Consider the following 20,353-nt stretch of genomic DNA (forward strand, 5'->3'; position numbering starts at 1 on the left):
TGGGGCGGTCGGGGGGCTGGCGGGCGTCAGGAACGGGCGCGCGGCACGATCGGCGGCAGCCGGTCGGTCCGGCCGCCCCGCTCGCCGGCGCGGGCGACGCGCTCGGCGAGGTCGGCGAGGGTGTCGGCCGCCATCAGTTCGTCCAGGGGCAGGCGGACCGAGAAACGTTCCTCTATCCGGGTCTGGAGCCGGGCGGCGAGCAGCGAGTCGCCGCCCAGCTCGAAGAAGTTGTCGTCGGCGCCGACCCGTTCCACGCCGAGCAGGCCGGCGATAAGCACCGCCAGCCCGAGGGCGGGTTCGCCGTGCGGTGCCCGGTAGGGGCGGGAGGGGCGCCAGGTGCGCCAGTCGGCGGGCGGCAGGGCCCGGCGGTCGATCTTGTCGGAGGTGTTGACCGGCAGCGCGTCCATCAGGACGTACGCCACCGGGACCATGAAGTCCGGCAGGTGCCGGGCGGCGTGCGCGCGCAGGTCGCGCAGCCCCACCGGTCCGTCGGTGACGAGGCAGGCGACGAGCTGGTGCTGGCCGTCCTCCGGCACGCCCACCACGCACACCCGGGTGACGCGGGGATGGCGGGCGAGCGCCCATTCGACCTCGCCGACCTCCACCCGGTGGCCGCGGATCTTCACCACGTCGTCGATGCGGCCGCGGTGTTCCAGGACGCCGTCGGGGCGCAGCCGGCCGGCGTCCCCGGTGCGGTAGAGCCGGCCGCCGGGCGGTCCGTAGGGGTTGGGGCGGAACTTCCGCGCGGTGAGCGCGGGGTTGCCGAGGTAGCCCAGCGACAGCGCGGGCGAGTCCACCCACACCTCGCCGATGGCGCCGGGGGCGACCGGGGTGATGCCGTCCTCCTCCAGCAGGTGCACGGTGACGCCGGGCAGCGGCCTGCCGACGGGCGGCGGCGCGGTCCGCTCGGCGGCGGTGGCGGTCGCCGGGGTGCGGCGGTCCTCCCAGGGGTGCAGGGAGTTGGCGATCTGGAACGCCTCCAGCGAGCCGTAGGACACGGCCACCTCGAACGGCAGGCCCGCGGGCGCCCAGCCGTTGAGCTTGTCGCCGCCGAGGGTCATCAGCCGCAGCGCGGTGCCGGCGGGCCAGTCGAGGCACTGGAGGGTCTCGCCGACCGGGGTGATGACGAAGGCCTGGGTGATCCGGTTCTCCAGCAGCCAGGCGCGCAGGGCCGGCGGGGAGGCGACCGTCTCGGGTTCGGCGATGTGCAGGGAGGCGCCGGCCCACAGCAGCATGCACACCTCGTGGACGGCGATGCCCGCGCCGGCGGGCGCCAGCCAGGAGCCGCGGTCGGCGGAGGTGGTGCGGTTGACGGCGACCCCGGTGGCGACCCCGTGGGTGAGCCAGCGGTGCTGGGCGAGCACGATCTTGGCCCGGCCGGACGAGCCGGAGGTGTGCATGGCGAAGGCCAGGTCGTCCTGGTGGAGCGCGATGCCGGGGTCGCCGGGGTCGTCCGGGTCGGCGGCCAGGTCGTCGACCGGCAGCAGCGGCACCGTCCGGGGCGGGTCGCCGCCGTCGCGGGCGCCGGTCAGGACGACGGCGGGCGCCGCCGTGGCGAGGGCCCGGGCGGTCCGCTCGGCGGGGGCCTTGGGGTCCAGCGACATGCAGACCGCGCCGGTCTTGAGGACGGCGAGCATCGCGACCACCCACTCGACGGACCGGCCGAGGTGCACCCCCACCACGGAGCCGCGCCGCACCCCGTGCGCGGTCAGGCGGGCGGCCAGCACATTGGCCCGGCGGTTGAGTTCGCCGTAGTCGAGCCGCTCGGCGCCGCGGGTGATCGCGAGGGCGCGCGGACGGGTCCGGGCGTGCTCCTCGACCATCGCGGGGACGGTGCGCTGCATGGGACGTGCTCCCTCGGTCGGCGGGGGTGTCGGAAACGCGGCGGTCCGGCCGCGCGGTGCCGGTCGGTACGGCCGGAGTGCTGCCGGTGTCGGTACGGCCGGAGCGGTGTCGGTCGGTGGGCCGATGGGTTGGTCGGTACGGCCGAAGCGGTGTGTGTCGGTACGGCCGGAGCGGTGTCGGTCGGTACGGCCGGAGCGTTGGTCGGTACGGCCAGGGCGGTGCAAGTCGGTGGGGCCCAGGAGTCGGCGGTACGGCACCGGCACGGGCCGGCCGTACCGTGCGGCCGGTCAGTGCTGGTCGTCGTCCAGCGCGGCGAGCATGGCGTCGATCTCGGCTTCGGAGAGCGTGCCGAGCCAGTCCGCGTCCGGGACGTCGATCCCGGCCCGGGGCGCGCGGCCCGCCTCGTCGAGCGCGTCGGCCATCTCCTGGAGACCGGGCCGCAGGAACAGCGTCTCCATCGGGATCTGGGCGCCCAGTTCGGTGTGGATGCGGGAGACGAGCTGGACCACCATCAGGGAGTGTCCGCCGAGTTCGAAGAAGTTGTCCTCGGCGCCGATGCCGCGGCCGCCGGTGTCCAGCAGCTCGGCCCAGATCGCCGCGAGGGCCTCGGCGGTCGGCCCCCGGGGCGGGGTGACCGGCTCGTGGGCGCGTTCCTCCTCCCGGCGCAGCGCCAGGAGCGCGCGTTCGTCCAGCTTTCCGTTGCGGGTCAGGGGCAGCTCCGGGACCACCAGGACGGTGGCCGGGACCATCCACTCCGGCAGCGTGCGCAGCAGGGCGCGGCGCACCCGGGTGGGGGTGAGGCCGGCGCCCTCCGCGGGGACGGCGCAGGCGAGCAGGGTCTTTCCGCGCCGCCGGTCGTCGGTGACGAAGACCGCGCCGGCCGCCACGCCGTCCAGGCGGAGCAGCGCGGCCCGTACCTCGCCGAGTTCGATGCGGTGGCCGCGGATCTTGTGCTGCTGGTCGGTCCGGCCGAGGTGGACCAGTTCGCCGTCGCGGCGGCGCACCGCGAGGTCTCCGGAGCGGTACATCCGGGCGCCGGGGACGGGGCTGTAGGGGTCGGGCAGCATCCGGGCGGCGGTCAGCGCGGGCGCACCCTGGTAGCGCAGGGCCACTCCCCCGCCGCCGACGAAGATCTCGCCGGGCAGCCCGTCGGGCACCGGCTGGAGTTCGTCGTCGAGCAGGTACAGGGACAGGTGGGGCAGCGGGCCGCCGATCGGGGAGGCGGCCCGGGCGGTGTCCGCGGCGGTGACCGGGCGGACGGTGACGTGCACGGTGGTCTCGGTGATCCCGTACATGTTGACCAGCCGGGGCCGGCGGTCGCCGAAGGCGGCGAACCAGTCGGTGAGGGCGGCGGGGTCGAGGGCCTCGCCGCCGAAGACGACGGTGCGCAGGGCGGCGGGCAGCCGGCCGGCGGCGACCGCCACCGCGGCCAGCTGGTGGAAGGCGGACGGGGTCTGGCTGAGCACGGTCACGCCCGCGTGGTCGAGCAGGTCGAGGAAGGCGTCGGGGGCGCGGCTGGTCCACTGCGGGACGACGACGAGCCGGCCCCCGTACAGCAGGGCGCCCCACAGCTCCCAGACGGAGAAGTCGAAGGCGTAGGAGTGGAACAGCGTCCACACGTCGTCCGGGCCGGGGGCGAACTCCGGTTCCGCGGCGGCGAACAGGCGCAGCACGTTGCCGTGGGTGACGACGACGCCCTTGGGCGCGCCGGTGGAGCCCGAGGTGTGGATGACGTACGCGGGATCGCCGGGGCCGGTGTCCGTGGCCGGCCAGGTCGCGGGGGCGTCGGCGAGCGGTGCGGCCGTCCAGTCCAGGGCGAGGGCGTCGGGTGCGGACCCGGGCAGCCGGCCGGCCAGGTGGGGGCTGTGTACGACGAGGGGCACGGCGCAGTCGGCGAGCTGGCGCGCGGTGCGCTCGGCCGGGTTGTCCGGGTCGACCGGCAGGTAGGCGGCGCCGCTGGCGAGGACGCCGAGGACGGCGGTGACCAGGTCGTGGGTGCGGTCCGTCAGCAGGGCGACGACGCTGCCGGGGCCGACGCCCCGCGAGCGCAGGACCCGCGCGAGCCGGCCCGCGCGCTGTTCGAGTTCCCGGTAGGTGAGGCCGCCGTGCTCGTCGCTGACGGCGACGGCGTCCGGCCGCCGCGCCGCCTGGGCGGCGAACCGCGCGTGCAGGGTGCCGGTGACGTGCTGGGCGGCCGGGTCGGGGCCGCGGGTCACGGCGGCCCGTTCGGCGGCGTCGAGCAGGGGTACGGCGGCGAGCGGACGGTCGGGATCGGCGGCCGCCGCGGTCAGCAGCCGGGTGGTCCAGCGGGCGAGGGCGGCGACGGTCTCCGGGTCGAACAGCTCGTCGTCGTAGGGCAGATAGCCGACCACCCGGTCGTCCTCGCACCACAGCTCGGCCATCAGGTCGAAGTGGGTGGCGCCGCCGTCCAGGTCCGCGAACTGCACGTCGAGTCCGGGCAGCCGGGGCGGGGTCGGGGCGCTGTCGCGCAGGCTGAAGGAGGTCTGGAAGACGGGGGTGACGCCGGGCGCCCGGTCCGGCTGGAGTTCGCGCACCAGCATGTCGAAGGGCAGGTCCTGGTGGGCCAGGGCGCCGGTGAAGGCGTCCCGGGTGCGGCGGATCAGCTCGCGCAGCGAGGGGCGGCCGTCCAGGCGTACCCGGACCGGCAGCCAGTTGAGGAAGTAGCCGACCATGCGCTGCTGCGCGGCGCCGAGCCGGCCGGCCACGGGCACCCCGACGACCAGGTCGTCCTGGCGGGTGAAGCGGGCCAGCGCGGCGCTGTAGCAGGCCAGGAAGGCGACGTTGAGCGTGGTGTCGTTCTCCCGCGCGAGCCGGCGCAGCCCGGCCACCGGACCGGGCGGGAACTCCACCCGGTGGAAGCTGCCCCGGCTGCCGCGGACGGCCGGCCGGGGCCGGTCCGCGGGCAGGTGCAGTACGCCGGGCGGGTCGGCCAACTGCTCGCGCCAGTAGTCCAGTTGGCGTTTGAGGCGGTCGCCGTCCAGGGTGCGGCGCTGCCAGTACGCGAAGTCCGGGTAGTGCAGCTCCAGCGGTTCCGAGCGGTCGGGCGCGCCGCGCTCCACGGCGTACGCCTCGCCCAGGTCGGCCAGCAGGATGCCCAGCGACCAGTAGTCGGAGACGATGTGGTGCTGGACGATCAGCAGCAGGTGGTCCTCGTCGCCGAGGCGGTACAGGCGGCAGCGCAGCAGCGGGCCGGTGGCCAGGTCGAAGGGCTCGGCGAGGGCGGCCGAGGCGCGCTCGCGGGCCGCGCGTTCCGGGTCGGCGGCGGTCCGGCAGTCCTCGACGGCCAGCGGTGTGTCCATGGTCTCCAGGACCACCTGGCGGGGGCCGTCCGGGCCGGGTCTGAGGACCGTGCGCAGTCCCTCGTGGCGTGCGGTGACCCGGGTCAGCGCGCCGCGCAGCGCCCCGGTGTCCAGCGGGCCGCGCAGGCGCAGCGCGGTCGGCACATGGAAGATCTCCCGGTGGGTGAGCAGCTCGTTCATGAACCACAGCCGCTCCTGCTCGAAGGAGGCGGGTATGTCGGTGAGTTGGGCCGGCCGTCTGCTCAGGCCGGGCAGCTCGTCCTGGTCCTCCTCGTCGTCCCGCGCCAGGAGGCGCAGGACGAGTGCGCGCCGCTCGGGTGCGAGAGCGGCCAGCCGCCGCTCCAGCGCCTCGTCGAGGCGCGCGTCGTCCGGTCTCCCGGTCATCCCCCCACTCCTTTCCGGTTCTGTGCCCGCCGTGCCGGACCGCCCCCGGGCGCGGGCGCCGTCCTCGGACGCGGGCGCTCTCCCCGGGCGCGCGCGCCGTCCTCCGGCGCGCGTGCCGGCCCCGCGCACCGCGCCGTCCCACCCCACCGGGACCCGCGGGTCCGGTGTCACCGCCCCGGCCTCACCGCGCGGTGAAGCCCCCGTCGACCGTCAGCGCCGCGCCGGTGGTGCCGGCCGACTCCGGGCCCGCCAGCCAGAGGCAGGCCGCGGACACCTCCTCCGCCGAGACCAGCCGGCCGATCGGGTGGAACGAGGCGGAGCTGCGTTCGTAGTCCTCCAGCGAGGCGCCCATGGCCGCGGCGACCGCGGCCGTGCTGGACGGCTCCGCCCGGTCCCCGGCGGCCACCGTGCTCGGGCAGACCGCGTTGACCCGGATGCCGAGGCGGCCGTACTCCAGGGCGAGGGCCTTGGTCAGGCCGATCACCGCGTGCTTGGACGCGACGTAGGCGGAGTACATCTCGTAGCCGACCAGTCCGCCCACCGAGGCGGTGTTGACGATGGCACCGGAGCGCTGGGCGGCCATGGCCGGCAGCACGGCCCGGCAGCACCGCCAGGTGCCGTTGAGGTTGACGTCCACGACCAGTGTCCAGTCCTCCTCGGTCAGTTCGTGCGCACGGACCCCGCCCGGGGTGAGCAGGCCGGCGTTGTTGAGCAGGATGTCGATCCGGCCGAACTCGTCGAGTCCGGCGGCGACCGCCGCGTCCACGGCGGCCTGGTCACGGACGTCGGCGACGGCGGTGACCACCCGCGCGCCGAGGCGCCGGCACTCGGCGGCGGTCTCCTCCAGTTCGCGGCGCCCGGCGGTCGCGTGGGGCCCGTCCTCCTGGCAGCGGTCCAGCAGCAGCAGGTCCGCGCCCTCCCGGGCGAACAGCAGTGCGTGCGAGCGGCCCAGCCCGCGTGCGGCGCCGGTGATCGCGGCGATCCGTCCCTCGATCCGCATGCCCGTACCCCGTCCGTTCAGCCCGCCGCGCGCACGGCGGCGCACGGAAGGGGAAACGGAAGGGGAACACGGGGGAATACGGTCCGCCGGGACGGCGGCGCGCCTTCGTTCCGCTGGACGGACCGGTGCGCGTCTTCGGGCGGATAAAGCGGGCGGCGGTGTTTCGGCGCCTCGATCAGCATGCGTTCCTCGACCCTGTGTTTTCCGGTGGTGACAATGACCAGAGGATCGGACGGCCGTACGGCTTGGCTCTCGATCGGCGGATACGCGGAAAGGACTTCCCGGGCCACGGAACACCGGGGCACACTTCGCACGTTCAACCCATCTGGGCTCCCCCCGCCCGCACGTCCTCAACGTCCGCTCAGAAATGGCCCTTCGAAGGCCACAGCACGCAGTGACAGCCGCCAGTAGAACAGGTGCCCCAGGGGCCGTCAAGGTCATCGGCGGGCCCCGCGACAGCCTTGCGCGACGGACATCGGCCGTCTAGCCTCGCCGTCTACACAGACGGCACGGTACGCCTCCACCCGAATCCGGGAGTTCCGTCGGTGCGCCAATTCCCGCCGGTATCCGCGGTCGTGCCCCCACCATGATCGCGGTCGATCCGATTCCGCTTAGAGAATGCCGTTCGTGCCGGCCGAAGGAATCCGCGAGGCGGATGAATACACGTCTCGGGGGGAACAGTCGGCTCATGGAAACCGCGCCCGCCGGCCTCCGGCGGAATCCCGTTCTCCGGTCCGTGGGCGGAATGCCGTTCTCCGGTCCCCGGCGGAATGCCGTTCGTATCCAGACGTCCTGAGAGGTGAGACCCCGATGCCGGACCGCACCAGCCTGCGGGTCGCCGAACTGTACGCACGCGTGCTGAACAAGGAACACGTCACCGACAGCGACGACTTCTTCCTGCTGGGTGGCACCTCGCTGACCGCGCTGGAACTGCTCGACGCCATCGACGAGACGCTCGGCGTGCGTCTGCCGCCGCGCACGCTCTACTGGGCGACCGTCGTGTCCGAGCTGGCCGAGGAGATCGACGCCCGGCTCGCCGTGCCCACGGAAGGAGCCTGAGATGCGGCTGTCGCGCCCGCCGTTCGCGCCGGTGGCGTTCAAGGACGCGGACCTGCTCGACTCCGCCTACTACGCCGAGGGGGACCCGCACGCGGTGTGGGCCGGGCTGCGGGAGACGGACCCGGCCTACCGCTGCGACCCGGGGGACGGCCGCGAGCCCTTCTGGGTGCTCACCCGGTACGAGGACGTCGCCCGGGTGCTGAAGGACCACCGCACTTTCTCCTCGCGGCGCGGCACCATGCTGTGCATCATCGACCTCAGCATGCCGGACTTCGCGTCCGACGAGATGATGCCGGACACCGATCCGCCGCGCCACCGGCTGCTGCGCGAGCCGGTCAGCAGGGCGCTCACCCCGCGCGCGGTGGCCTCCCAGGAGGTCGCGCTGCGCCGGATCGTACGCGAACTGCTCCGACCGGCCCTGGACGGCGGGGTGTTCGACCTGGCGCAGGCCGCGCTGATGTTCCCGATGGCCTTCACCGGCACCCTGATGGGGCTGCCCCGGGACCACTGGCGGCGCATGGCCGAACTGACCACGACGACCATCGCCTACGACGACCCGGACTACTCCCTGGGCGATCCGCGCAAGACCATCCGGCTGGCCCACCACGAACTCTTCGACCTGTTCCGCACCGAGGTCCGCGACCGCCTGGCCGCCGGCGGACAGGCCGGCGACCTCATCGGCATCCTGCGGTCGATGACCGTGGACGGCGAGCGGCTGACCGAGCAGCAGCTCATCCTCAACTGCTACGCGCTGCTGCTGGGCGCGAACGTCACCACACCGCACGCCACCGCCACCCTCGTGCTGGCGATGGCCGAACACCCGGAGCAGTTCGAGGCCGCCCGCAGGGACCCGGAGCTGCGCCGGCCCCTGGTGCAGGAGACGCTGCGCTGGTCGTCCCCGGCGAGCCACTTCATGCGCTACGCGCTGCGGGACGTGGAGCTGCACGGGCGCACCATCCGCGAGGGCGAGCCGGTCAGCGTGTGGCTGGGCTCCGCCAACCGCGACGAGCGGGTGTTCGAGCGGCCGTACGAGTTCGACGGGACCAGGACCGGCAACCGGCACCTCGCCTTCGGGGTGGGGCCGCACTACTGCGTCGGCGCCGGGCTGGCCACCCTCGGCCTGGAGGTGTTCCTGGACGAGCTGCTGGAGCTGGTGGAGCGGGTGGAGCCGGCCGGTGAACCGGTGCACCTGGCCTCGAACTTCGTCGCCGGCTACAAGCACCTGCCGGTCCGGCTGACGCCCCGCGCGCCGGCGCGGGGGCCGGCGTGAGCGCCCGCGCCGGGGCCTGGTTCGACAACCGGTTCCGGCGTCCGGCGGCGTCGGCCACGCTGTACTGCTTCCCGTTCGCGGGCGGCACGGCCACCTATTACGCGCCCTGGGCCGAGGTGTTCGCCGCCGGCACGGAGCTGGTCCCCGTCCAGCCGCCGGGCCGCGGGCCCCGGATGGGCGAGCCCGGCCCGGCGAGCATCACGGAGATGGCGGACGCGCTGGCGCCGCTGATCGCCGCGGCGCCGACCCGGCCGCTGCTCTTCGGGCACAGCATGGGCGCCATCACCGCCTTCGAGGTGGCCCGGCGGCTCGCCGCGCTGGGACGCCCGGCGCGGGCGCTCTTCGTCAGCGGGCGGCCCGCACCGCCGATCACCCGGCCGCTGACACCGGTGTCGGACCTGCCGCGCGCGGAGTTCGTGCGCATGCTCCGGGAGTACGGATCGGCCCCCGAGGCGGTGCTCGCGCACGAGGAACTGCTCGATGTGCTGCTGCCGATGATGCGCGCCGACTTCGCGCTGATCGAACGGTACGCGTACGTTCCGGGTCCGCCGCTCGACTGCCCGGTGCGCGCCTGGTGCGGCGACGGCGACCCGGAGGTCCGGGCCGAGGACATGGCGCCGTGGTCCGAGCAGACCACCGGCCCGTTCGAGCTGACGGTCCTGCCGGGCGGCCACTTCTTCCTGTCCGACCACCACGAGCTGGTCGCGAAGTCGGTGCTGCGCGCGGCCGGCTGAGCTGCCGGCGGAGCCGGGGCCCGGGTCTCCTTCCCGGGTCCCGGCTCCGCCGCGTCAGCGGTCCGCGGCGGCGGGCGTGAGCGCCGCCGCCAGCTCCCGGACGGTGGTGTGCCGGTACAGCATCGGCACCGGGACCTCCCGGCCGAGGCGCCGGCCGAGCGCGTCGGCGATCTGGAGCAGCACGATGGAGTCGCCGCCCAGCGCGAACACCGAGTCGTCCCGGCCCACCCGTTCCTGTTTCAGGTGCTCGCCGAAGACCTCGGCGATCGTGGTCTCGGCCGGTCCGGCCGGCGGTGCGTAGCGGCTCGGCCGGCGCTCCTCGGCCCGCTCGGCCAGCAGCCGTACGACGTCCGGTTCCCCGGCCGGGGTGCGGGGCAGCCGCGGCACCACGACGAGCTGGGCGAGGGCGCCGTGCGCGGCGAGCGCGCCGGCCACCGCGCCGCGCACCGCGTCGCGGTCGGCGTCCTCCGCCACCACGAGGGCCACCACGACGCTGCCGCCGGCGAACTGGTCCGGGGCCAGCTCGGACGCGAGATGCGGGTTGCGCGGGTCCACGCCGAGCAGCAGGTACGGCCGGGGGTCCGCCAGCGCGCCGAGCAGCAGGCGCAGTCCCTCGGTGGGGTCCAGGGAGCGCAGCCCGCGCCGCTCGGCGGCGGCCACCAGCGGGCTGCCGTCGTTCATACCGGTGCCCGACCACATGCTCCAGGCCAGGCAGCGCACGTACCGGCCCTCGGCGCTCCAGCGGTGGCCGTAGGCGTCGAGCGCCGCGTTGGCCGCCGCGTAGGCGCCGTACGCGGCGCCGCCGAGGTGGCCGTTGACCGAGGAGAACAGCACCACGCCGGTCCGCGGGCGGGTGCGCAGGACGGCCTCCAGCGCCGCGCCGCCCGCGAGTTTGGCGTGCAGCATGTGCCGCAGCCACCCGGGGGTCTCCCGGCGCAGTTCGTGTGCGGCGAGGTCGGTCCACTGGGGTGCCGGGGAGGCGCCGGCGGCGTGCACCGCGAGGTCGAGCGGCGCGCCCCAGTCCCGCTCGGCCTCGGCGAGGGCGGCGGCGAGCGCGGCCGGGTCGGCGACGTCGGCGGCCCGGTAGCGCACGTCGCCGAGCGCGCGCAGGTCGGCGAGCACCCCGGCGTGCCCGGCGGAGAGTTTCTCCTCCGGGGTGCGGCCGGTGACGAGCAGCCGGGCGCCCAGCGCGGCGAGCAGGTACTCGGCGAGGACGGCGCCCAGCCCGCCGAGACCGCCGATCAGCAGGCAGGTGCCGCCGGGCGGCAGCGCGTCCGCGGGGACGGCGAGCCCGGCGTCCGTCTCCACCTGCCGCAGCCGTGGTGCGCGGGTCCCGCCCGGGCGGGCCGCGGCCAGGTCCTCCGGGTACGGGAGCAGGGCCAGCCGTGCCAGTTCGGCGGGCCCGGCGCCGGCCGGCGCGTCCACCAGCCGGACGGCGGCGCACAGGCCCTCGGCGGCGGCCGTGCGGACCAGTCCGGCGAGCGCGGCCCGGCCGGGTGCGACCGGGTCCGTCCCGTCGACGCCGAGCGCGCCCCGCGTCAGCACGGTGACGCCGGCGCCCGGCAGGGTGCGCGCCAGCGCCGACAGCGTGGCGAGCAGCCGCACGGCGGGCTCGTCGGCGGGCCCGTCCAGGTCCGGTCCGCTGTCCCAGGCGCAGACGACCAGGGGGTCCGGCCCGAGCGCGGGCGCGAGCCCTTCCAGGACCCGGACCAGGGCGCCCGGGTCGGACGGATCGACGACGGCCTCCACCGACGGGGCGCCGGGCTCTCCGGACGGCCCTGGAACCGGTTCTACGACGGACTCCACGGCCGGTCCCGCAACGGCGCCCGCGCGCCCCGGCCCGGCGGCGGAATCCGTGGTGCGTCCTGGAAGGGCGCCGGCATCCCCCGGCCCGGCAGCGGACTCCACGGACGGCCCCGGAACCCGGTCCGCGGCGGGCTCCACGGACGGTCCCGGAACCGGCCCCGCGGCGGGCTCCACCGACCGGTCCGGTACGCCGCCGGTGTCCCGCGGCCCCGCAGAGGAAGCCGCAGGCAGTCCCGTGACCACCCGGAGGGGCCTGCCGAGCCGGGCCGTGAGGGCGGCGGGCAGCGGGCTGTCCGGCGGGGCGAGCAGCAGCACCGGCCGGTCCGCGGGGACGGGCGCGGGGTCCGGGACCGGGAGCCACACCCGCTCCAGGACCGGGGCGCCGGCGGTGTCCGGTTCCCCGGCCCGGTGGTCGTAGCGGCGGTCGGCGAACCGGCCGGCCCGGTGTTCCTCCAGCAGCAGCCCGCGCTGCACCTTGCCGCTGGCGGTGCGCGGGAACTCCTCGGCGGTGAGCGGGATCACCGCCTCCGGGTTCAGCGCCAGCTCCCGGGCCAGCGCGCCGCGCACGGCGGCGACGGTGCCGTCCAGATCGCCGGCGGCCTCGTCGTCGGGGACGAAGAAGACCACGATGGTGTCGGTGCCGCGCTCCTCGTCGCGGACCCCGCACACGGCGGCGCAGGCGGGCCGGACGCCGGGGGTCTGTTCGACGACGGCCTCGGCGTCGGCGACGGGGTAGTTCGCCCCGTTGACGATCACCATGTCCTTCTGCCGGCCGGTCAGCGTGAGCCGGCCGTCGCGCAGGAAGGCCAGGTCCCCGGTGTCGAACCAGCCGTCGCCGGTGAACGCGGCGGCGTTCGCCCCGGGGTTGCGGTGGTACTCCAGCAGCAGGGTGTCGCCGGTGACCTGGAGCCGGCCGATACGGCCCTCCGGCAGCACCTCGCCGTGCTCGTCGACGATCCGCAGGGTGACGCCGGCGACCGGCGGGCCGACCTCGGTGAGGAGCACGGCGCCGGGGGCGTCCGGGGGCAGCGTGGCGAGCGGGCCGTCCAGCGAGCGCGGGTCCAGCACGGCCGTGCCGACGGACGGGTCACGGGCGTCGAGGGCGGAGTAGGTCACCCCGGAGGACGTCTCGGACATGCCCCAGCAGGCGACCATCGCGGTGGGCGGCAGGCCGTGCGGGACCAGCAGGTCGAGGAAGCGCCGGGCGGTGCGGGCCACCACGGCCTCGCCGGCGTTGCACAGGTGCCGGGCGGCGCTCAGGTCCCAGCCGCCCGTCCGGATCGCCGTGGCCTCCTTGCAGACCAGCGCGTAGGCGAAGTTGGGCGCCCAGGTGTTGGTCACCCGGTACTCCGACAGCCAGTCCAGCAGGGCCAGCGGGCGCCGGACGAACGCCTCGGTGCGGGCGTTGACGTGCTCGCAGCGCAGGAAGACGTCCCGGACGTTGGACATCACGATGCCGCCCACGTGGTCCAGCGGCATGAAGTTGAGGGTCACCTCGTGCTCGGTGAAGCCGTTGGCGGCGGCCACCGCGTGGGTGCGCGCGGCGATCGACCGGTGGGCGTGGCGTACGCACTTGGGGGTGCCGGTGCTGCCCGAGGTGAGCAGGTGCACGGCCGGGTCGTCGGGGCCGGCGGGGTGGGGCGCGGCGGCCTCGGCGGCGGTGAGGGCGGCGAGCGAGGCGACCCGGGCCGGGGCGCCCGCGCTCCAGCGGGCGGTCAGCGCGGCGGTGGGCGCGCGCAGCGCCTCGTCGGTGAGGATCAGCGGGCGGTCGAGCAGGTCCCAGGCGGCCCGCAGCCGGCGGGTGCCCGCGTTGTCGGTGGTGTGGTCGAGGACCGGGCCCACCGGGGTGGGGACCATGCCGCCGAGGACGCAGGCCCAGAAGCCGGTCAGGAAGGTCCGGCTGTCGGCGCACTGGAGCAGCACCGGGTCACCGGGCCCCAGTCCGGCGGCGCGCAGCCCGGTCAGGGCGCGGCGGGCCTCGTCCAGCAGTTGCGGGTAGGTCTGCCGGTCGGTGCCGCCGTCGGGCAGCAGATAGGTGGTGCCGCGTCCGGGGGCGAGGTCCGCGGCGCGCAGCAGGGCCTCGGTGAGGGTGCGGGGGGCGTCCGGCGGGACGGCGGCCGGCGGGCCCGCGCTGACGGCGGGCCGGTCGCCCGGGACCGGGGTGCCGGCGGGCGGCGCGGTGCGCGGTCCGGCCGCCGGGGCGGTCGGGGCGGTGCGGACCCGCCGGTCGAAGACGACGGCGGCCTCCCGTACGCCCGGCACGGCCTCGGCCAGCCGGCTCAGTACGCCGGGGTAGTCGGCGCCGGTTCGGGCGGCGCCGGTGTGGTGCGCCATGGTCTCCCCCTCAGCGGGTGTCACTGGCCAGCAGGGCGCGGGCGAGGACACGGGCGGTCCGTTCGGTGGGCTGGTTGACGAAGTAGTGGCCGCCGTCCACCTCGTGGTGGGTGTGCCCGGCGGTGGTGTGCTCGGCCCAGGAGCCGAGCGCGGCGGCCGGGACCGTGGTGTCCTCGGTGCCGCGCACGGTGGTGACCGGGACGGGCAGCGGCGGGCGGGGCTCGTACCGGTAGGTCTCCCAGAGGGTGAAGTCGGAGCGGATCAGCGGCAGGAGCATGTCGAGCAGGGCCGGGTTGCGGCGCACCGCCGGGGGCAGACCGCCGCGCCGTTCGACCTCCGCCGCGAGGTCCGCGTCGGGCAGGGCGTGCAGCGGGCGGGCGGGCGGCGGCAGGTGCGGGGCGGGCTGGGCGGCGGCCAGCAGCCGGCGCGGCCACAGCCGGTGCCGTTCGCCCAGTTCGCGGGCGACCTCCCAGCCGAGCAGGGCGCCGGCGCAGTGGCCGTAGAAGGCGAAGTCGCCGGTGCAGAAGGGGCGCAGCGCGACGGCGCAGGCCCGCACGAGGGCCCGCAGCCGGGTCGGCGGGTCCTCCCGGGAGCGGTCCTCCCGGCCGGGCAGCTGGACGACGATCATCTCGATGGCGGGCGGCAGCAGTGCGGGCCAGGTGCGGAAGGCGGAGGCGCCGGCCCCGGCGTGTGGCAGGCAGATCAGCCGCAGCGCGGGGGCGGGCCGGGCGGCCCGCCGGATCCAGGGGGACTCGGCGGTGAACACGGCGTCGGTCATCAGGCGTCCCCGGGCCGCTCGTCCGCGAGGGCCGCGACCTCGTCGTCGCCGAGTCCTTCGACGAGTTCGAGGGCGGCGGCCAGCCGGTCGCGGCGCTGGTCCCGGCGGGCCAGTGCCTCGTCGACGATCCGGGCGAGACCCTCGACGGTGGGGGCGGCGAAGAACTCGGCGATGGAGACGTCGACGCCGAACACCGCCTTGACCCGGGGGGCGATCCGGATGGCCTGGAGGCTGGTGCCGCCGAGCGCGAAGAAGTTGACGTGGCGGCCGATCCGGGTGCCCAGCAGCGGTCCGAAGACCTCGGTGGCGACGGTGCGTTCGGTGGGGGTGCCGTCGTCCATGCCGGTGTCGTCGGGGCCGTCCGGCCGGGCGAACTCGACGGCGGGCAGGGCCCGCCGGTCGACCTTGCCGCTGGCGGTGAGCGGGATCTCGGGGACCGGTACGAACACGCTGGGCACCATGGTCGGCGGCAGCAGCCGGCCGAGGGCGGAGCGCAGTCCGTCCGGCTCCGGCCCGCCGTCCTCCTGCGCCACCACGTAGGCGACGAGCAGGGTGCCGCGGTGCGGGTCCGCCGCCACGTCGGCGACCGCCTGCGCGACGCCCGGCAGGGAGCGCAGGGCGGCCTCGACCTCGCCGAGTTCGACGCGTACGCCGCGGACCTTCACCTGCCGGTCGGCCCGGCCGTGGAAGACCAGGTCCCCGTCGTCGTTCCAGCCGGCGAGGTCGCCGCTGAGGTACATACGCGAGCCGGGGGGCCCGTACGGGTCGGGGCGGAAGCGGTCGGCCGTGAGGTCGGGGCGGCCCAGGTAGCCGCGGGCCACGCCGAGCCCGGCGACGGCCAGTTCGCCGACCGCTCCGGGCGGGAGCAGGCCGAGGCCGCCGTCGACGACGTAGGCGCGGTGGTTGGTCATCGCCCGGCCCATCGGCGGGGAGGCGGACCAGTGCCCGGCGCAGTCCTTGGCCACCACGGTGACGGTCGTCTCGGTGGGGCCGTAGCCGTTGGTGAACCGGCGGCCGCGGGCCCAGCGGGTGGTGAGTTCCCCGGAGAACGCCTCGCCGCCGGCGAAGGCCACGCGCAGCGCCGGGTAGCGGTCGGGGTCGAGGAGTTCCATGATCGCCGGCGGGAGGTCGGTCACGGTGATCCGCTCGTCGGCGAGGATCGCGTCGAGCGCGTCCAGGGAGGAGCGTTCCTCCTCGTCGACGACGTGCAGCCGGGCCCCGGTCAGCAGCGCGCCGAAGATCTCGAAGACGGACACGTCGAAGCCGAGGGAGGCGAAGTGCAGGACCCGGTCGGACGGGTCCAGGCCGAACATCTCCTGGACGTTGCGCACGAACCCGGTGGCGTTGCGGTGCTCGACCAGGACGCCCTTGGGGCGGCCGGTGGAGCCGGAGGTGTAGATGACGTACGCCAGCGACTGCGGGAAGACCACCGCCTCGGGCGGGGAGTCCGGGTACGCCGGGTACTCGTCCGCCTCGCCGGTGACCGTGACCAGCCCGGCCGGGCCGCCCTCCGCCGCCCGGGCGGCCTCCGGTGAGACGAGGACGTGCCGGGCGCCGCAGTCCTCGACGATGGTGCGGACCCGGTCGGCGGGCTGGCCGAGGTCGACGGGGACGTAGGCGGCGCCGGCCTTCAGCACGGCGAGGATGGCGGTGACGGCGGCCGGGCCGCGGCGCACCAGCACCGGCACCCGGTCCCCCGGCGCCACGCCCGCCGCGATCAGGTGCCGTGCCAGCCGGTTGGCGCGGGACTCCAGTGCGCCGTAGGTGAGGTGGCCGCCGCGGCCGGCCAGCGCGACGCGTTCGGGGTGGGCCCGGGCGACGTCCTCGAAGACCCGGTGCAGCACCTCGGGCGGGCGGCTGCCGACGGGCGCGTTCCACCGGGTCAGGATGGCGGTGCGCTCCTGCGCCGCGGTGATCTCCAGGGCGTGCAGCGGGGTCGCGGGGTCGGCACAGCCCTGGGCGAGCAGCAGCAGGAAGCGTCCGGCCAGCCGGCGCGCGGTGGACGCGCGGTACAGCGCGGTCGCGTAGCGGACCCGGACGGCCGGCTCCGGACCGTCCAACGACGTCACTTCCAGCGCGAGTTCGAAGCTGCCCGCGCCGGTGGCGACGCGTTCGGCGCGGATCGCGAGCCCGTCGGCGACGGCGCTGTGCACGGGCTCGGCCCAGGCGTCGAAGCCGAGCTGGACCAGCGGCAGCCGGGAGGGGTCGGGTTCCAGGCCGAGACCGTCCAGGATGGCGCGGAAGGGGGTGGCGCCGTGCCGCAGGGCCTGAGCGCGCCGCTCCCGCACCCGCCGTACGACCTCGGCGAACGCCGGGTCGCCGGCCACCTCCACCCGCAGGGGCAGCAGGTTGCCGCAGTCCCCGACCAGCCGGGCGGAGGGGAACGGTCCGAGCACGCGGTGCGGTATGCCGATGGTGAGGTCGGTGCCCGGCACATGCCGGGACACGAGCGCGAAGAAGGCGCCGAGAAAGACGTCCTCCACTTCGTTCCCGGATTTCTCGGAGAAATCACGCACACGCTTCAGGAGTTCATCCGGAATGCGGGATTCGACGGTATCCGCGGTGAGGTCGAGAACCCGTTGCCGAGGGTGGTCGGCGGGAATCTCGGTGTTCTCCCAGGCGGCCAGGGCACGCTGCCAGAATTCCGTTCCGGCGTGCGCCTCGGGGCCTTCGGCCCAGTTCCGCTGCCAGGCGGCGTACTCGCCGAAGGGGTGGGCCTCGGCGGGGAATTCGGGATTCCGCTCGGCGAGCCGGGCCGGATAGGCCACGGCGAGGTCCGCCACCAGTACGCCGACGGAGCGCGGATCCAGGATCAGATGGTGGGAGACGAGCAGCAGGACGTGCTCGGCGGCCGACAGCCGCAGCAGCCGCAGCCGCAGCGGCGGGGCCGCGTCGATGTCGAACCCGTCGGCCAGTTCGGCCGTCACGATCTCCCGGGCCCTGGCCGCCGCGTCCTGCGGGGCACAGGGTTCGGGCTCCAGCCGGACCGCCCGCGCGGCCTGCACCACCTGCGCACCGGTGCCGTGTTCCCGGGGGAAGACCGTGCGCAGGGCGGGGTGCCGGGCGGTCAGGTCGTCCAGCGCGGCCCGCAGCGCGGGCAGGTCGAGCGGTCCGCTCAGCCGCAGCGCGAAACCGAGTCCGTAGGCGGTGCTGCTGGGCGACACCTTGTCGAACAGCCAGAGCTGCTCCTGCCGGAAGGTGAGCGGCGCGGTGCGCACCCCCGGTTCCGCTCCGTCCAGCCGGGCCAGCAATTCGGCCCGGCGCTCCGCGGAAAGGCCGCGCAGTCTTCGGAGCAACTCGCCTTGTCCAGCCAATTCATCCCCCACTTCACCAGGCGCACAGCCGGCGCCACAGCAAAAACGGCACAAGGACTACGTCGGATACACCGCGAGAAAAAGCTCGGCCGGCGAACTCGGCCGACACATCGCCGACGCTCCGGATCCCCCCGGCGCTCACCCGTCGACGGGCCGATGCGGCACTATTCAAGGACGGACAACGTGTGCCACAGTAGTGCGGCCATCGAGTCTCGACAAGGACGCGTTCATGGATTTGAGCGTCACCCGGAGAACCCTCGACTTCAGACAAGAGCTGCGCGCTCTGCTCGCCTCTGGCGACACCCGGACCCTGCTGGCGGAGGTCCGGGGGCGCGCCGACGGAATGGACGGCGACGTCCGGCCCCTGTACCGGCATCTGGGCCGCGCGGGCGTCCTGGCCCCGTCCTGGCCACCCGAGTACGGCGGGCGCGGCGGGGACTTCACCGAGACGGTCGTCCTGCTGGAGGAACTCGTCGCCCACGGCGTGCCGCAGAGCCTGTACTACATCTCCGTGCAGATCGTCGGCTCGCTGATCCTCCAGGCGGGGACGCCCGGGCAGCGCGCGGCGCTGCTGCCGCGGCTCGCCGCCGGGGACCTGTCCGTCTGCATCCTGTTCACCGAGCCGGAGCACGGCTCGGACCTCGCCGGCATCACCACGCGGGGCCGGCCGCTGCCGGACGGCGGCTGGGCCGTCACGGGCCGCAAGACCTACAACCTGAAGACCGCGTACGCCGATCTCGCGCTGTGCGCGGTGCGCACCGCCCCGGAGCGGAGCCGGTACGAGGGCATCTCCCTCTTCCTGGTCCCGCTGGACGCGCCGGGGGTGCGCGTGCGGCCCCTGCCCAGCCTGGCCGACGAGCAGTTCCACGACGTCCGGCTGGACGAGGCGCGGGTGGCGGCGGACGCGGTGCTCGGCGCCCCGGGCGACGGCTGGTCCCTGATCACCCGGATGTTCGCGGCCGAGCGCAGCGGCCTGGACTACTACGCGCGGGCCCGGCACTGGCTCGGCCTGACCGCCGGCCGGCTGCCGGCCCCACCCGCACCGGACGCCCGGATGCCGACCGCACCCGCACCGGGCGCCCACCTGCCGGACGCACCCGTACCGGACGCCGACGCCTGGGCCGGACTCGCCCGCCACCAGGCGCGGCTGGCCGCCACCCGGCTGCTGACCTGCCGGGCGCTGCAACAGCTCCAGGAGGACCGGCCGGACATCGCCACGGCCTCCCTGTCCAAGTGGCACGCGAGCGAGACCGCGCAGGCGGTGTCCTGGTGGTCGCTGGAGGTGCTGGGCCTGTCCGCCGTCCGCCCGGACGGCGCCGACGCACCGGACCGGGTGCTGGAGGCGGCCCTGCGGGAGGCGCCCGGCATGACCGTCTCGGGCGGCGCGTCCGAGGTGCTGCTCGACATCGTCACCGGCGCACGGCTGCTCGACGACGTGGGAACGGGAGGCTGACCGGTGGATCTGACCCTGGACCCGGTGCAGATACGGCTCGCGGAGGCGGTACGGGCCGCGCTCAGCCGCACCGGCGAGACCCACGCCGAGCTGGCCGCGATCGGGGTGCCCGAACTCGGCCTGCCCGACCGTCTCGGCGGCTACGGCCTGGGGCTGGGCGCCGAGGTGACGGTCGATCTGGAGCTGGGCCGCCAGTTGTGCCCGCTGCCCGCCCGGCGCGAGACGCGCCTCGCGCTCGACCTGCTGCCGGCGGACCGCACCGCCGCCGCGCTCGCCGCCCGGTGCGCCAAGGGCGAGACCCAGCTCGTCACCGTCGGCGTGCACGGCCCGCCCACCGTGCGGCTGGACGAGCGGGGCCGGCTGTTCGGGGACAGCGGGCCGCTGCCCGTCGAGGAGGCCGCGCTCGCGGTGGTCCGGGCGACCGGCCCGGACGGGTCGGCCCGGTGGTGCACGGCCGTGCCCACGGGTCCGGGCGTGGAGCCGGTGGACCATCCGCTGCTCGGACTGCCCGGCCGGCTGCTGCGCTTCACCGGCGCTCCCGCCCAGCCGCTCGCCGTGGACGGTCCGGTCCCGCACCCGGCGCTGGCCGCGGCCCGGGTGCGCCAGGCCGCGGTGCTGACCGGGATCGCCGAGGCCGCGCTCGCGGCGGCGCGCACGCACGTCAACACGAGGCGCCAGTTCGGCACACCGCTGGTGGAGCGCCAGTCGGTGGCGCACCGGCTGGCCCGGCTGACCGGGGAGGGTGACGGCTGGCACCTGCTCGTGCACGAGGCCGCCTGGCGGCACGACCGGGGCGAGGACTGCCGGGCCGTCGCCGCCCAGGCGCTCGCCGCCGCCGCCGAACACGCCCTCGCCTGCGCCCGGCTGGCCGTCCAGTTGCACGGGGTGCGGGGCATGCTGGCCCATTCGACGGCCGCCACCGCCTACCGGCACGCCTCCGTGGAGGCGGTCCGGCTGGGCACACCCCGCCTGCTGTGGCAGGAGGCGGGCGCGCACCTGGCGGCCGGGGACCGCGCGGCCCCCGGCCTGGGCGAGTGACCACCGGGGCGGCGCCCG

At 75.8% G+C, this 20,353-nt stretch carries 11 protein-coding genes; 5 read left to right on the top strand and 6 right to left on the bottom strand.

What is annotated here, in order from left to right; genetic code table 11:
- Positions 1 to 26 precede the first annotated feature (26 nt).
- The 3 genes from ACH4OA_RS17640 to ACH4OA_RS17650 all read right to left on the bottom strand — a co-directional run bounded on the left by ACH4OA_RS17640 (position 27) and on the right by ACH4OA_RS17650 (position 6,549).
- Complete coding sequence (locus ACH4OA_RS17640; RefSeq protein WP_397939151.1) at positions 27 to 1,844, bottom strand: AMP-binding protein; 1,818 nt, start codon at positions 1,842 to 1,844, stop codon at positions 27 to 29.
- A 288-nt stretch (positions 1,845 to 2,132) separates the two neighbouring features.
- Positions 2,133 to 5,549 carry an amino acid adenylation domain-containing protein gene (locus tag ACH4OA_RS17645; protein ID WP_397969653.1) on the bottom strand — a complete coding sequence of 1,139 codons (3,417 nt, stop codon included), beginning with the start codon at positions 5,547 to 5,549 and terminating at the stop codon, positions 2,133 to 2,135.
- A gap of 181 nt (positions 5,550 to 5,730) precedes the next feature.
- Entirely contained in the window at positions 5,731 to 6,549 is an 819-nt protein-coding gene (locus tag ACH4OA_RS17650) for an SDR family oxidoreductase (protein ID WP_397939147.1), read from the bottom strand.
- An 810-nt stretch (positions 6,550 to 7,359) separates the two neighbouring features.
- Between ACH4OA_RS17650 and ACH4OA_RS17655 the strand changes: the two genes are divergently transcribed.
- The 3 genes from ACH4OA_RS17655 to ACH4OA_RS17665 are packed head-to-tail and all read left to right on the top strand — an operon-like array spanning position 7,360 to position 9,612.
- Positions 7,360 to 7,608 carry a phosphopantetheine-binding protein gene (locus ACH4OA_RS17655; RefSeq protein WP_365879383.1) on the top strand — a complete coding sequence of 83 codons (249 nt, stop codon included), beginning with the start codon at positions 7,360 to 7,362 and terminating at the stop codon, positions 7,606 to 7,608.
- Position 7,609: 1 nt separating this feature from the next.
- Positions 7,610 to 8,878 carry a cytochrome P450 gene (locus tag ACH4OA_RS17660; protein ID WP_397969655.1) on the top strand — a complete coding sequence of 423 codons (1,269 nt, stop codon included), beginning with the start codon at positions 7,610 to 7,612 and terminating at the stop codon, positions 8,876 to 8,878.
- The gene (locus tag ACH4OA_RS17665; protein WP_365941759.1) at positions 8,875 to 9,612 is read left to right on the top strand and encodes an alpha/beta fold hydrolase; all 738 of its coding nucleotides are present in this window, start codon (positions 8,875 to 8,877) and stop codon (positions 9,610 to 9,612) included. Before ACH4OA_RS17660 ends, ACH4OA_RS17665 begins: the two co-directional genes overlap by 4 nt.
- Positions 9,613 to 9,666: 54 nt before the next feature.
- On the opposite strand, the gene ACH4OA_RS17670 is transcribed toward ACH4OA_RS17665, so the two are convergent.
- Genes ACH4OA_RS17670 through ACH4OA_RS17680 form a run of 3 tightly spaced genes read right to left on the bottom strand, consistent with a single transcriptional unit; the run spans position 9,667 to position 17,844 of the window.
- A complete protein-coding gene (locus ACH4OA_RS17670; protein WP_397969656.1) occupies positions 9,667 to 13,752 on the bottom strand; it encodes an SDR family NAD(P)-dependent oxidoreductase in 4,086 nt (1,361 codons plus the stop codon).
- 10 nt (positions 13,753 to 13,762) lie between these two features.
- Positions 13,763 to 14,530, bottom strand: coding sequence for a thioesterase II family protein (locus tag ACH4OA_RS17675; protein WP_397939141.1), 768 nt, complete (start codon positions 14,528 to 14,530; stop codon positions 13,763 to 13,765).
- Positions 14,530 to 17,844 carry an amino acid adenylation domain-containing protein gene (locus tag ACH4OA_RS17680; RefSeq protein ID WP_397969658.1) on the bottom strand — a complete coding sequence of 1,105 codons (3,315 nt, stop codon included), beginning with the start codon at positions 17,842 to 17,844 and terminating at the stop codon, positions 14,530 to 14,532. The genes ACH4OA_RS17675 and ACH4OA_RS17680 overlap by 1 nt, the downstream gene beginning before the upstream one ends.
- A 229-nt stretch (positions 17,845 to 18,073) precedes the next feature.
- Here ACH4OA_RS17680 and ACH4OA_RS17685 point away from each other — a divergent pair, with 229 nt between their 5' ends.
- Positions 18,074 to 19,297 carry an acyl-CoA dehydrogenase family protein gene (locus ACH4OA_RS17685; protein ID WP_397939137.1) on the top strand — a complete coding sequence of 408 codons (1,224 nt, stop codon included), beginning with the start codon at positions 18,074 to 18,076 and terminating at the stop codon, positions 19,295 to 19,297.
- A 3-nt stretch (positions 19,298 to 19,300) separates the two neighbouring features.
- Positions 19,301 to 20,335 (top strand): acyl-CoA dehydrogenase family protein, encoded by a 1,035-nt coding sequence (locus ACH4OA_RS17690; RefSeq protein ID WP_397939135.1) that lies wholly within the window; start codon positions 19,301 to 19,303, stop codon positions 20,333 to 20,335.
- Positions 20,336 to 20,353 lie beyond the last annotated feature (18 nt).

This window comes from Streptomyces sp. NPDC017095, assembly GCF_044332325.1.
Lineage (GTDB): Bacteria > Actinomycetota > Actinomycetes > Streptomycetales > Streptomycetaceae > Streptomyces.

Coding starts and splice junctions, on each gene's coding strand:
- ACH4OA_RS17640 (WP_397939151.1), bottom strand. CDS start 1,844: ATGCAGCGCACCGTCCCCGCGATGGTCGAGGAGCACGCCCGGACCCGT.
- ACH4OA_RS17645 (WP_397969653.1), bottom strand. CDS start 5,549: ATGACCGGGAGACCGGACGACGCGCGCCTCGACGAGGCGCTGGAGCGG.
- ACH4OA_RS17650 (WP_397939147.1), bottom strand. CDS start 6,549: ATGCGGATCGAGGGACGGATCGCCGCGATCACCGGCGCCGCACGCGGG.
- ACH4OA_RS17655 (WP_365879383.1), top strand. CDS start 7,360: ATGCCGGACCGCACCAGCCTGCGGGTCGCCGAACTGTACGCACGCGTG.
- ACH4OA_RS17660 (WP_397969655.1), top strand. CDS start 7,610: ATGCGGCTGTCGCGCCCGCCGTTCGCGCCGGTGGCGTTCAAGGACGCG.
- ACH4OA_RS17670 (WP_397969656.1), bottom strand. CDS start 13,752: ATGGCGCACCACACCGGCGCCGCCCGAACCGGCGCCGACTACCCCGGC.
- ACH4OA_RS17675 (WP_397939141.1), bottom strand. CDS start 14,530: ATGACCGACGCCGTGTTCACCGCCGAGTCCCCCTGGATCCGGCGGGCC.
- ACH4OA_RS17685 (WP_397939137.1), top strand. CDS start 18,074: ATGGATTTGAGCGTCACCCGGAGAACCCTCGACTTCAGACAAGAGCTG.